This window comes from Pantoea sp. OVA07A, assembly GCF_019969975.1.
GTDB lineage: Bacteria > Pseudomonadota > Gammaproteobacteria > Enterobacterales > Enterobacteriaceae > Pantoea > Pantoea agglomerans.
Genome location: NZ_JAHXYM010000004.1, coordinates 219263 through 232216, shown reverse-complemented (window position 1 = coordinate 232216; position 12954 = coordinate 219263). Strand labels below are relative to the sequence as shown.

At 55.5% G+C, this 12954-nt stretch carries 13 protein-coding genes; 12 read left to right on the top strand and 1 reads right to left on the bottom strand.

What is annotated here, in order from left to right; translation table 11 throughout:
* Nucleotides 1-45: 45 nt before the first annotated feature.
* Entirely contained in the window at nucleotides 46-552 is a 507-nt protein-coding gene (gene ftnA, locus LC417_RS14840) for a non-heme ferritin (protein WP_010248984.1), read from the bottom strand.
* Nucleotides 553-1041: 489 nt separating this feature from the next.
* Here ftnA and LC417_RS14835 point away from each other — a divergent pair, with 489 nt between their 5' ends.
* From LC417_RS14835 to deoD, 12 genes are all read left to right on the top strand, one after another.
* Nucleotides 1042-1710: a nucleoside recognition domain-containing protein gene (locus tag LC417_RS14835; protein ID WP_010671100.1), complete on the top strand. Its 669-nt coding sequence runs from the start codon at nucleotides 1042-1044 to the stop codon at nucleotides 1708-1710.
* The gene (locus tag LC417_RS14830) at nucleotides 1700-2173 is read left to right on the top strand and encodes a YjiG family protein (protein WP_109652120.1); all 474 of its coding nucleotides are present in this window, start codon (nucleotides 1700-1702) and stop codon (nucleotides 2171-2173) included. Before LC417_RS14835 ends, LC417_RS14830 begins: the two co-directional genes overlap by 11 nt.
* Before the next feature lie 4 nt (nucleotides 2174-2177).
* Nucleotides 2178-3281 (top strand): M20 peptidase aminoacylase family protein, encoded by a 1104-nt coding sequence (locus LC417_RS14825; protein ID WP_010248978.1) that lies wholly within the window; start codon nucleotides 2178-2180, stop codon nucleotides 3279-3281.
* A gap of 293 nt (nucleotides 3282-3574) precedes the next feature.
* Entirely contained in the window at nucleotides 3575-5161 is a 1587-nt protein-coding gene (gene prfC, locus LC417_RS14820) for a peptide chain release factor 3 (RefSeq protein WP_010671098.1), read from the top strand.
* Between the two features lie 258 nt (nucleotides 5162-5419).
* Complete coding sequence (gene osmY / locus LC417_RS14815) at nucleotides 5420-6034, top strand: molecular chaperone OsmY (protein ID WP_010671097.1); 615 nt, start codon at nucleotides 5420-5422, stop codon at nucleotides 6032-6034.
* 112 nt (nucleotides 6035-6146) lie between these two features.
* Nucleotides 6147-6308 carry a DUF1328 domain-containing protein gene (locus tag LC417_RS14810; protein ID WP_003848537.1) on the top strand — a complete coding sequence of 54 codons (162 nt, stop codon included), beginning with the start codon at nucleotides 6147-6149 and terminating at the stop codon, nucleotides 6306-6308.
* Between the two features lie 220 nt (nucleotides 6309-6528).
* The gene (locus LC417_RS14805) at nucleotides 6529-7581 is read left to right on the top strand and encodes a patatin family protein (protein ID WP_010248962.1); all 1053 of its coding nucleotides are present in this window, start codon (nucleotides 6529-6531) and stop codon (nucleotides 7579-7581) included.
* Nucleotides 7578-8375, top strand: coding sequence for a TatD family hydrolase (locus tag LC417_RS14800; protein WP_010671095.1), 798 nt, complete (start codon nucleotides 7578-7580; stop codon nucleotides 8373-8375). Before LC417_RS14805 ends, LC417_RS14800 begins: the two co-directional genes overlap by 4 nt.
* Before the next feature lie 248 nt (nucleotides 8376-8623).
* Entirely contained in the window at nucleotides 8624-9403 is a 780-nt protein-coding gene (gene deoC / locus LC417_RS14795) for a deoxyribose-phosphate aldolase (RefSeq protein WP_010248957.1), read from the top strand.
* Nucleotides 9404-9465: 62 nt separating this feature from the next.
* Nucleotides 9466-10794: a thymidine phosphorylase gene (gene deoA / locus LC417_RS14790; protein ID WP_223566078.1), complete on the top strand. Its 1329-nt coding sequence runs from the start codon at nucleotides 9466-9468 to the stop codon at nucleotides 10792-10794.
* Nucleotides 10795-10889: 95 nt separating this feature from the next.
* Nucleotides 10890-12113, top strand: a complete 1224-nt coding sequence (gene deoB / locus LC417_RS14785) for a phosphopentomutase (protein WP_010671093.1) — start codon at nucleotides 10890-10892, stop codon at nucleotides 12111-12113.
* Nucleotides 12114-12139: 26 nt separating this feature from the next.
* A complete protein-coding gene (deoD, locus tag LC417_RS14780) occupies nucleotides 12140-12853 on the top strand; it encodes a purine-nucleoside phosphorylase (protein ID WP_010248951.1) in 714 nt (237 codons plus the stop codon).
* Nucleotides 12854-12954: the final 101 nt, after the last annotated feature.

The following is a 12954-nucleotide window of genomic DNA, read 5'->3' as shown; positions in this document are numbered from 1 at the left end:
AGCAAGACGGCAATAAGATCGGCCCCGAAAAGGGGCCGATAAACATTATTCTGCGTGGTTCTCGGTGCTCATGCGGCCCAGATCTTTATCGACCAGGAACAGACCGTTGCCGCTGTTGCTGACCAGCGCCAGTTTATCCAGCACGGTTTTGAACAGCTTCTCTTCTTCATGCTGCTCGGCAACATACCACTGCAGGAAGTTGAAAGTAGAGTAATCCTGTGAGGTCATGGCAGCATGGGCCAGTTCATTGATTTTGCTGGTGATCAGCTGCTCATGCTCCAGCGCCTGCTGCAGAATTTCATTCAGTGAAGTGAAAGAGACTGGCGGCGCAGCGATGGTACCCAGCACCGGCATGCCGCCGGTATCGCTCAGGTAATCAAACAGACGCTGCATATGCTGCATCTCTTCGCGTGAATGCATCTTCAGGAAGGAAGCGGCACCCTCAAAGCCTTTGTCGCTGCACCAGGCGCTCATTTGCAGATAAAGATTGGCAGAGAAAAATTCCAGGTTCAGCTGGTCGTTTAAACGCCCAGTCATTTCAGCAGTCAGCATGGCCGAGTCCTTTTAAGAAGATGTTAAATAAACAGGTATAGTCGGTGAATTATGCATCAAATATGTTAGTAAAGCGAAGGCTTTTCCGCAAAAACAGCCAATTTATCTGATTGATTTAAATAGAATTATTTCACAAATTGAATGCGAGCGATTCTCATTCTGCATCACTCCTTAACGGGCAACAAAATCAGGATTTCAGCACCATGATAGTGCGCCCGGTCGCTATCCTGCTGGTGCAATCGCCGCTGAAGCTGGAGAAATAGCGGTCATCTGATAACGCGCCGGAAATATCACGTTGCCGTCAGAAAAAGATATTTCGCAGAGCCATAACGGGCATGGCGTGGATTAAACGCCCAGAGGTGACAGCAGGGCCATTAATCATCGCGCGCCAATCGGCTCTGGCATAAATCATGCTTAGAACTCAGTTCCATATATTGAAACTTGCCACGGCAGGGAACAGGCGGCAAGCCAGGTTATCAGGAGAAAATAATGTCAGATGAGAGTGTGGTTAGTCCGGTAAAAATGACGGCGACCAAAGGCAGTTATGTCGCGTTAATTTTTGCCATCCTGTTTTTCTCAGGGCTGTTTTATAACGTCGAGGGTCTTTCATGGCTGGGCGCCTTTGACTTCACCACGCTGGGCGGCAGCTTTGGCACCATGAAAGATCCCGCCAGCAACACCTTTCTTGGCGCAGGCGGACTCAGTGCCAAAGCGGGTTTCCTGTTTGCGCTGTCGCTGACGCCCACGGTGATGCTGGCGCTGGGCGTGCTGGAAATCTTCACCCACTACGGCGCGATTCGCGCGGCGCATCGGTTGCTGACGCCGCTGCTTAAGCCGCTGATGGGGCTGCCGGGCCATTGCGGTCTGGCGTTAATCACCGACCTGCAAAGTACCGACGCGGGCGCGGCATTAACCAAAGAGATGGCCGACCAGAATCAGATCGGTAAAAAAGAGGTGGTGGTGATGAGTGCCTGGCAATATTCCGGTGCCGGCTTAATCAATAATTATTTCGCCATCGGCTCCGCGCTATTCGCCTCAATGACGCTGCCGATTATTATTCCGCTGTTATTAATGTTCGTGCTGAAATTTGTCGGTGCGGCGATAACGCGCGCTGTGTTAAACAGTGTTTATAAGAAGGATTTCGCCGATGGAAAATAAAATCACGATCAGCAGTAATCCCTTTGATGTGTTTGTGACCGGCGCGCGTAAAGGCTTTCACATCGCCATTCACAACCTGATGCCAAATGTGGTGATGGCCTATGTGCTGGCAGAAGTGCTCAATCTGCTCGGCATCATGCAGTTTCTCGGGCACGTTTTTGCGCCAGTGATGGGGCTGTTCGGCCTGCCGGGTGAGGCAATTACGGTGCTGCTCACCGCCTGGCTCTCATCGTCTGCGGGTACCGGCGTAGCGGTGAGTCTGCTGACCAAAGGGCTGCTGACCGGCGCGGATATCACGATTCTGGCCCCGGCGATTTTCCTGATGGGATCGCAGCTGCAATATATGGGACGGCTGCTGGGCGTGGCCGATGTGCCAAAAAAATACTGGCCGCTGCTGATGCTGGTGAGCATCATCAACGCGCTGATCGCAATGTCTGTTATGCGTCTGTTTATTCAGGAGTAACGCTGTGTCTGAGGTATTAGAGCATTACCACTATTTGCACGAAATTCCGGAGCTGGGCTTTCAGGAGGTGAAAACCTCGGCCTACATCGCCGATCAGCTGGAGAAAGCGGGCCTGAAGGTGACGCGCAATATCAATAACACCACCGGCATTGTGGCCGAGATCGACAGCGGTGTACCGGGCCCGGTGCTGGCGCTGCGCGCGGATATGGATGCGCTGGGGCACATCATTGATGGCGTGCCGTGTGCGCGCCACACCTGTGGTCACGACGGTCACTCTTCGGTCGTGCTGACGGCGGCGACGGCTCTGCTGCAGGAGGGCGCGGTGAAACGTGGCCGGCTGAAGATCCTGTTCCAGCCCGCCGAGGAGCTGGGCGCCGGTGCGCTCTCAATGATCGAAGGTGGCGCACTGGATGATGTGGAGATGATTCTGGGGTTCCATCTGCGTCCGCTGGAGGAGTGCGTGGTCGGACAGGCGGTGCCTGCGGTGCTCTACTCAGCCTGCAGCACGCTGGAAGCGACCATCAAAGGCCAGCCCGCCCATGCGGCGCGTCCGCACCTGGGGGTGAATGCGCTGGATGCTGCCGTACAGGCGGTTCAGGCGGTCAACGCCATACACCTCTCGCCCGGCCTGACCTGGAGCGTCAAAGCGACCCGCTTCCTGTGCGACGCCGGTGTCACCAACTCGGTGCCGGATGAAGCCCGCGTAGTCTGGGATCTGCGTTCGCAGGAGAACGGGCCGATGACGCTGCTGAAAGAGCAGGTCACGCGCGCCATTACTCACAGCGTGGCGGCACTGGGTGCCAGCGCCGAGGTCCGCGTATTAAAAGAGATGCCCGCCGCCGAGATTGATGATGAGGCGACGGCGGTGATCCGCGCCGCGATCGTCGAGGTGCTGGGCGAAGAGGGCGCGCTGTCAACCCGGACCACGCCAGGCAGCGAGGACTTTTTCTACTATCCGGTGAAGCGTCCGGGTGTAAAAGCGGGCTTCTGGGGGCTGGGCACCAACCTGACGCCCGGATTGCATCATCCCGACATGCATTTTGATCTCGACTCGCTGGAGATTGGTGTGCAGATCTTCAAAGCCTGCGTCAGAAAGGTGCTGGGATAACGGAGGCGGGGCGGGTGCAGACCCGTCCCGCTTTGTTGTGGCATCCACCGTTCCCCGATTCCCCGCCCCTGAAATCCTGCCCCTCTCCCTGTAGGCCGCGCGCGCAAAATATTGTATGCTATGCCGCCTTAAAGCTGACCAGGTAACCGGAATTCACGCCAATGTAACTTCGCGCTGACCCGCCAACGATGAAAGATCGTTTTTGGCACCGTTTACCCGCCGGTAAGGTTCTGCCGGCCACCGTGATTTATCAGCAGCGCCAGTAAATTGCGCTGCCTATTGAGAAGAATTCCATGTCTAATCCCTTTTTAGAAGAGGTGGCACGCCGCCGCACCTTCGCGATCATTTCGCACCCGGATGCCGGTAAAACCACCATTACCGAAAAAGTGTTGCTGTTCGGACAGGCTATCCAGACCGCCGGTACGGTAAAAGGCCGTGGCTCTAACCAGCACGCTAAGTCGGACTGGATGGAGATGGAGAAGCAGCGTGGTATCTCCATTACGACTTCGGTGATGCAGTTCCCCTATCGCGATAGCCTGGTGAACCTGCTGGATACCCCGGGCCACGAAGATTTCTCGGAAGATACCTACCGTACGCTGACCGCGGTTGACTGCTGTCTGATGGTGATTGATGCCGCTAAAGGCGTCGAGGATCGTACCCGCAAGCTGATGGAAGTTACCCGTCTGCGCGATACGCCGATCCTGACCTTTATGAACAAACTTGACCGTGACATCCGCGACCCGATGGAAGTGCTGGATGAGGTGGAAAGCGAGCTGAAAATTGCCTGTGCGCCCATCACCTGGCCTATCGGCTGCGGCAAACTGTTCAAAGGGGTTTATCACCTCTACAAAGATGAGACCTATCTCTACCAGACCGGTAAAGGCCACACCATTCAGGATGTCCGCATCGTGAAGGGGCTGAACAACCCGGACCTCGACACCGCAGTCGGTGACGATCTGGCGGCACAGCTGCGTGAAGAGCTGGAGCTGGTACAGGGTGCATCGCACGAGTTTGAGCAGGAAGCCTTCCTGAGCGGCAAACTTTCGCCGGTCTTCTTCGGCACCGCACTGGGTAACTTTGGCGTTGACCATATGCTGGATGGCCTGGTGGCATGGGCACCGCGTCCGATGCCGCGTGACACCGACACCCGTACGGTTGAAGCGAAAGAAGAGAAGTTCACCGGCTTCGTGTTTAAGATCCAGGCCAACATGGACCCGAAACACCGCGACCGCGTGGCCTTTATGCGTGTAGTGTCCGGTAAATATGAAAAAGGGATGAAGCTGCGTCAGGTGCGCACCGGCAAAGATGTGGTGATCTCCGACGCCCTGACCTTTATGGCGGGCGACCGTTCGCACGTTGAAGAAGCGTATCCTGGCGATATCATCGGCCTGCATAACCACGGCACCATTCAGATTGGCGACACCTTTACTCAGGGTGAAAACATGAAGTTCACCGGTATTCCGAACTTCGCGCCAGAGCTGTTCCGCCGTATTCGTCTGCGCGATCCGCTGAAGCAGAAACAGCTGCTTAAAGGGCTGGTTCAGCTGTCTGAAGAAGGTGCGGTACAGGTGTTCCGTCCGGTGCATAACAACGATCTGATCGTGGGCGCGGTCGGGGTGCTGCAGTTCGATGTGGTGGTTGCCCGTCTGAAAAGCGAATATAACGTCGAAGCGATCTACGAAGCGATCAACGTCTCTACGGCGCGCTGGGTTGAATGCAGCGACGCGAAAAAGTTTGAGGACTTCCAGCGTAAAAACGAAGTTAACCTGGCACTCGATGGCGGCAATAATTTGACTTATATCGCGCCAACCATGGTTAATCTTAATATTACGCAGGAACGTTACCCCGACGTCCGTTTCCGCAAAACGCGCGAGCACTAATCGCCTGTTTCCGGGCCATTCCAGCTGGGAGTGGCCCTGTTTTCCTCCTTCCAGACTCCTCCTAAAAACCCCGTTTTTCTTCTGTTTTGACGTGTGATCAACCAGTTAGCCAGGCAAATTGCAAAATGCCGTCTATGATTACTCTATCGGACGGCGGAAGAGACTTCTCTTGTCCTTACGTCCTGTAACGCAGCGGCACCTGTGCCTCTGTTGCGCCCACAGTTTTTGGGTGAGTTAACTGATAGAAGGAAGATATCGATGAACAAGACTAAGATTGCTAAAACCCTGATGGCCGCCATGATTGGCTCAGCACTGATCAGCGGCAGCGCACTGGCTGACGAATCAATGTCGCAGAAAGCGTCACAGACAGCCGACAGCGCGGGTTCAAAAATCGATAGTTCTATGAAAAAAGTCGATGGTTATATGGATGACAGCGGCATCACCGCCAAAGCCAAAGCGGCACTGGTAGATGATGACGCAATTAAAAGCACGGATATCTCGGTAAAAACGCATAGCGGCGTCGTGACCTTAAGCGGTTTCGTCACCTCACAGGATCAGGCTGAGAAAGCTGTAGCTGTGGTGCAGAAAATCGAAGGTGTTAAATCCGTCAGCGACAAACTACACGTCAGAGACAGCAAAGCATCATCAATGAAAGGTTATGCGGGCGATACCGCCACGACCAGCGAAATTAAAGCTAAGCTATTAGCGGATGACATTGTTCCGTCGCGCAACGTAAAAGTTGAGACCACAGACGGCGTTGTTCAGCTTTCAGGGCAGGTTGCTAATCAGGCACAGTCAGATCGTGCAGAAAGCATTGCTAAAGCCATTGAAGGCGTGAAAAGCGTTAAGAATGACCTGACGGTTAAATCTTAAGCTTGCGTACGGCCACTTCTGTGGCCGTACGAATAAAAGATACCCATCCGGGGATGAAATAAGCAGATCGATTTTAAAATATTCGATTTTTAAATAGGGTAAGGAGAGGCTTATGTTTCGTTGGGGCATTATTTTTCTGGTGATCGCACTGATCGCTGCAGCGTTAGGTTTTGGCGGTTTAGCGGGCACAGCAGCATGGGCAGCTAAAGTTGTCTTCGTCGTTGGTATTATCCTGTTCCTCATCAGCCTGTTTACCGGCCGTAAAAAGCTTTAGCCGATGAGTCCTGCAGTGTAATGCAACGCAAAGCATAGAGCGGAGACCAGTCATCTGTAGCGACTGACGTGAAGAGAGGGACACCTTCACATCGCTGCAAGGTAAGCCAGCCCAGCTGGCCTGCCGGTTAAAGGAACATATGACTGGTTCTCCGGAATGCTGCCGTCTTTAACGGATCGATCCTCCAGCAGACCCGGAACCGCTTTTTGAGGTTCGCACAGTGGGTATACGCATTCCTGTCACGCTCGGCGCCATTGAACCTCTGGCCCTGACACCGTTTAAATCTCAGAAAATTGCCCTGGTTTGTGAAGGCGGCGGTCAACGCGGCATTTTCACCGCAGGCGTCTTAGATGAATTTCAGCGTGCCCGATTCAACCCCTTTCAGCTGATGCTCGGCACCTCTGCCGGTGCACAAAATCTTTCTGCCTTTGTCTGTGGTCAGCCCGGCTATGCCCGGCGTGTGATTACCCGCTATACCACCAGTAAACTCTTTTTTGATCCGCTGCGCTTTGTGCGTGGTGGCAATCTGATCGATCTCGACTGGCTGATAGATATCACCCGCAGTGAATTTCCGCTGGCGATGAGCAGCGCGGAACAGCTGTTCTCCAGCGGCCGCGAGTTTTATATGTGCGCCTGCCGCAGTGACGACTACACGCCCGGCTACTTCAATCCGACCGCCGATAACTGGCTGGATCTGATCAAAGCCTCCAGTGCCATTCCCGGTTTTTACCGGCTGGGGGTCAGTCTGGAAGGGATCAGCTATCTCGATGGCGGCATCAGCGATGCGATTCCGGTGCGTGAAGCCGCCCGCCGTGGCGCTGATACCATTGTGGTGATCCGCACCGTGCCGTCGCAGATGTTCTATACCCCGAAATGGTTTAAGCGAATGGAACGCTGGCTCAGCACCGGCGCACTGCAGCCGATGATCAACGTGCTGAATAAGCATGAACAGAGCTATCGGGAAATTCAGCAGTTCATTGAGAATCCGCCCGATGATTTGCGCATTATCGAAATCTTTCCGCCGCATGCGCTGGCCAGCAGTGCGCTGGGGAGCCGCATCGCTTCACTGAATCAGGATTATCATCTGGGACGGCGTTGTGGTCGCTATTTTCTTGCCACGCTGGGCCAGTGGCTGAGCGATGCGGAACCGATGACCACGGCGCGTATCGTAACGCCGCCTGCTCCGGTAGCCAATGCACCCGATACCCGCCTCATCATCACACCGCCGCTGGCGGATAATGATGCTGATTACGACAAAGGATCGCTGGCATGAAGTTTATCGATACGCACTGCCACTTCGATTTCCCGCCGTTTGAAGGGGATATCTCTGGCAGCCTGGCACGTGCTGCAGAAGCTGGCGTGGAAAAGATTATCGTTCCGGCGATCGATGCCAGCCGCTTTGAGCGGGTCTGCGCGTTAGCCGCGGCGCAACCGGCGCTCTATGCCGCGCTGGGCCTGCATCCAATCGTCATCGAAAATCATCAGGAGGCCCATCTCGACCAGCTGGAAACCTTACTGCAACAGCGGCCGCGTAAGCTGGTGGCGATCGGCGAGATCGGGCTGGATCTCTATCGCGACGATCCGCAGTTTGATAAGCAGCAACGCTTTCTTGAGGCGCAGCTTAAGCTGGCGAAAGCGTATCAGCTGCCGGTGATCCTGCATTCGCGCCGCACTCATGACAAACTGGCGCAGATTCTGCGTCGTTACGATCTGCCGCGCCGTGGCGTGGTGCATGGTTTTGCGGGCAGTCTGCAGCAGGCGCAGGCCTTTATTAAGCTGGGTTATGCGATTGGCATCGGCGGGACCATTACCTATGAACGCGCCAGCAAAACCCGTCAGACCGTGGCGCAGCTGCCGCTCTCTTCGCTGCTGCTGGAAACCGATGCACCCGATATGCCGCTGCAGGGCTTTCAGGGCCAGCCTAATCGTCCGGAGCGGGCGCGTCAGGTGTGGGAGGTGCTCTGCAGCCTGCGTGAAGAGTCACCTGAGGAGATTGCCGATGCGCTGTGGCACAACAGTCAGCAGCTATTTCAGCTCGACCCCGCTTTCCCGGCACTGCGCAACTGACCCCCCGCGTCTCACCCGACCTGCAGCCTTCGCGCTTAAATGTGATAATAGTAACATTGCACCCGCTGGCGTATAATGACCATCAGGTACCGTTATCTGTAATGTCAGTCACAGTAAACGTGGCAATGTTGCATTAATTTCTTATTCCTATGTGACTCCTGGCACATATCAGGCCGCATCAGAGTGTTATTATTATAACATTCCGCCGGCGAGCCGGTGGGTTGCACCCCGATCCTTTGGAGAGCCTCATGACCGATATCAAAGACCTTGCCCTGCGCGCCCTGAAACTGATGGATTTAACCACCCTGAATGACGACGACACCGACGCAAAAGTGATCGCCCTGTGTCATCAGGCCAAATCCCCGGCAGGCAACACCGCCGCAATCTGTATCTATCCACGTTTTATTCCGATTGCCCGTAAAACGCTGCGCGAGCAGGGTACCCCGGAGATCCGCATCGCCACGGTGACTAACTTCCCGCACGGCAATGACGACATTGATATTGCGCTGGCAGAAACCCGCGCCGCTATCGCCTACGGTGCCGATGAAGTGGATGTGGTGTTCCCGTATCGTGCGCTGATCGCCGGTAACAGTCAGGTCGGTTTCGATCTGGTAAAAGCCTGTAAAACCGCCTGTGCCGAAGCAGATGTGCTGCTGAAAGTGATCATCGAAACCGGTGAACTGAAGCAGGAAGCGCTGATCCGTCAGGCCTCTGAGATTGCCATTGATGCCGGTGCCGATTTCATTAAAACCTCTACCGGTAAAGTGCCGGTTAACGCCACGCCTGAAGTGGCGCAGATCATGATGAACGTGATCCGCGATAAAGGCGTCAGCCAGCAGGTTGGCTTTAAGCCCGCTGGTGGCGTGCGCACCGCTGAAGATGCCGCGATCTATCTGAAAATGGCGGAAGAGACGCTGGGTGCCGACTGGGCCGATGCGCGTCATTTCCGCTTTGGTGCATCAAGCCTGCTGGCGAGCCTGCTCAACACCCTGGGTCATGATAGCGACACCAGCAAAGCGGGTTACTGATCCTTCAGGCGGTCGCTGACCGCCTGTTCCCCATCCTGATTTCCCTGAACCAGGGGGTTACCTTGTTCCTGCCACAAGAAATAATTCGCAAAAAACGTGACGGCCATGCGCTGACTGAAGAGGAGATTCGCTTCTTCATCAATGGCGTGCGTGATAACACCGTCTCGGAAGGTCAGATCGCCGCGCTGGCGATGACCATCTATTTCCACGACATGACGCTGCCTGAGCGGGTCGCGCTGACCATGGCGATGCGTGATTCCGGTACGGTACTGAACTGGAAATCACTTAACCTCAATGGGCCGGTGGTGGATAAGCACTCGACCGGCGGCGTCGGCGATGTGACGTCGCTGATGTTAGGGCCGATGGTCGCGGCCTGCGGCGGATATGTCCCGATGATCTCGGGTCGTGGCCTTGGCCATACCGGTGGCACGCTGGATAAACTGGAAGCGATCCCGGGCTTCGATATCTTCCCGAGTGATGACCGCTTCCGCGAGATTATCAAGCAGGTGGGTGTGGCGATTATCGGCCAGACCAGCTCGCTGGCACCGGCGGATAAGCGTTTCTACGCCACGCGTGACATCACCGCCACCGTCGATTCGATCCCGCTGATTACCGCCTCGATTCTGGCGAAGAAGCTGGCAGAAGGGCTGGATGCACTGGTGATGGATGTCAAAGTGGGTTCCGGCGCGTTTATGCCAACCTATGAGGCGTCAGAAAGTCTGGCGCAGTCAATTGTTGGCGTCGCCAATGGCGCAGGTTGCCAGACCACCGCACTGCTGACGGATATGAACCAGGTTCTCGCCTCCTCAGCCGGTAACGCGCTGGAAGTGCGTGAAGCGGTTCGCTTCCTGACCGGCGAAGAGCGGAATCCGCGCCTGCTGGAAGTGACGCTGGCGCTCTGCAGCGAAATGCTGGTCTCTGGCAAACTGGCCGCCAGCGACACCGAAGCGCGTCAGAAACTGATGACGGTGCTGGATAACGGCAAAGCAGCCGAGATATTTGGTCGTATGGTCGCTGCCCAGCAGGGACCTGCCGATTTCGTGGAACGCTACGACGCTTATCTGCCGCAGGCGATGCTGAGCAAGCCGGTGTATGCCGACCAGCCAGGCATCGTCAGCAGCATGGATACCCGTGCGCTGGGTCTGGCGGTGGTGGCAATGGGCGGCGGACGTCAGCGTGCCAGCGACAGCATTGATTACAGCGTCGGCTTAAACGACATGATCACCCTGGGCGAACGTGCCGATGCGCAGCGTCCACTGGCGATCATTCACGCCAGCAGCGAAGACAAATGGCAGCAGGCCGCCGCGGCGGTCAAAGCCGCGCTGGTGCTCGGTGATTCCGCCCCGGCTGAGACGCCGGTTGTCTATCGCCGTGTGAGCGATATCAGCTAACTGACCGGTAACCGGTGCCAGCCGCGATGCATTCGGGTATACTGATCTGATCGCTTTTTTTTGACTTGTCACGCGCCAATGCGCAGGAGACTTGCATGAAACGTGCTTTTATTATGGTTCTCGATTCCTTTGGAATTGGCTCCAGTAAAGATGCCGATAAATTCGGCGACGCAGGTTCGGATACGTTAGGTCACATCGCCGAAGCCTGTTTCAGGGGTGAAGCAGACAAGGGACGTAAAGGCCCATTGCATCTGCCTAATCTTACCGCGCTGGGTCTGGGCAAAGCCGCAGAGCTGTCGACCGGCCGCTTCCCGGCAGGTCTTGATCCTGAGGCGAAAATCACCGGCGCGTATGCTTACGCCAGCGAGCTTTCGTCAGGTAAAGATACGCCGTCAGGCCACTGGGAGATCGCCGGTGTGCCGGTGCTGTTTGACTGGGGCTACTTCAGCGACAAAGAGAACAGCTTCCCACAGGAGTTGCTGGACAAACTGGTCGAGCGCGCAGATCTGCCGGGCTATCTCGGGAACTGCCACTCTTCAGGTACGGTGATCCTCGACCAACTGGGCGAAGAGCACATGAAAACCGGCAAGCCGATTTTCTATACCTCTGCGGACTCGGTGTTCCAGATCGCCTGTCACGAAGAGACCTTTGGTCTGGATCGACTCTATGCGCTGTGCGAAATCGCCCGTGAAGAGCTGACCGAGGGTGGCTACAACATCGGCCGGGTTATCGCCCGTCCGTTTGTGGGCGACAAAGCGGGTCAGTTTGAGCGCACCGGCAATCGTCACGACCTGGCAGTCGAGCCACCATCCGCCACCATGCTGAAAAAGCTGGTGGATGAGAAGGGCGGTCACGTGATCTCCGTGGGTAAAATCGCCGATATCTATGCTGAGCAGGGCATTACCAAAAAGGTCAAAGCGACCGGTCTGGATGCGCTGTTTGACGCGACGATTCAGGAGATGAAAACCGCGCCGGATCAGGCGATTGTTTTCACTAACTTCGTTGATTTCGACTCAACCTGGGGACATCGTCGTGATGTTGCCGGTTATGCGGGCGGGCTGGAGCTGTTTGACCGTCGTCTGCCTGAGCTGATGGAGTTAGTCGGAGAAGATGACATTCTGATCCTGACCGCTGACCACGGCTGTGACCCGACGTGGGAAGGTACTGAACACACGCGTGAGCACATTCCGATTCTTATCTACGGACCGAAAGTCGAGCCGGGTTCACTCGGTTACCGCGAAACTTTCGCCGATATTGGTCAGACAATTGCACACTATTTTGGCCTGTCCGAGATGGACTATGGCAAGAACATGCTGTAAATCAGCAATTTAACAAGGATTAAACAATGGCAACCCCTCATATTAATGCTGAAATGGGCGATTTCGCAGACGTCGTGCTGATGCCTGGCGATCCGCTGCGTGCAAAGCACATTGCTGAAACCTTCCTGGAAAATCCGGTAGAAGTGAACAACGTGCGCGGGATGCTGGGCTACACCGGCACCTATAAAGGCCGCAAAGTCTCTGTAATGGGCCACGGAATGGGTATTCCTTCCTGCTCCATCTACACCAAAGAGCTGATCACCGACTTCGGCGTGAAAAAGATCATCCGTGTGGGCTCCTGTGGTGCCGTGCGTGCCGATGTAAAACTGCGTGACATCGTGATTGGTATGGGTGCCTGCACCGATTCCAAAGTGAACCGTATGCGTTTCAAAGATCACGATTTTGCTGCGATTGCTGACTTCGACATGGTGCGTAACGCGGTTGATGCGGCGAAAAACCTGGGTGTTGAAGCGCGCGTAGGTAACATCTTCTCTGCCGATCTCTTCTACACCCCGGATCCGCAGATGTTCGACGTGATGGAAAAATATGGCATCCTCGGCGTTGAGATGGAAGCTGCAGGTATCTACGGTGTGGCCGCAGAGTTCGGTGCTAAAGCGCTGACCATCTGCACCGTATCAGACCACATCCGTACGCACGAGCAGACCACCGCTGCTGAGCGTCAGACCACCTTCAACGACATGATCAAGATTGCGCTGGAGTCTGTTCTGCTGGGTGATTAATCAGCGTGGCAGGCATTGACGCCTGCTGCCCGATCCCCTTGCGCAGATCCCCCTTAACCGGGGGATCTGCATTTTCCCGCCTCGCCGTCCCGGTAACATTC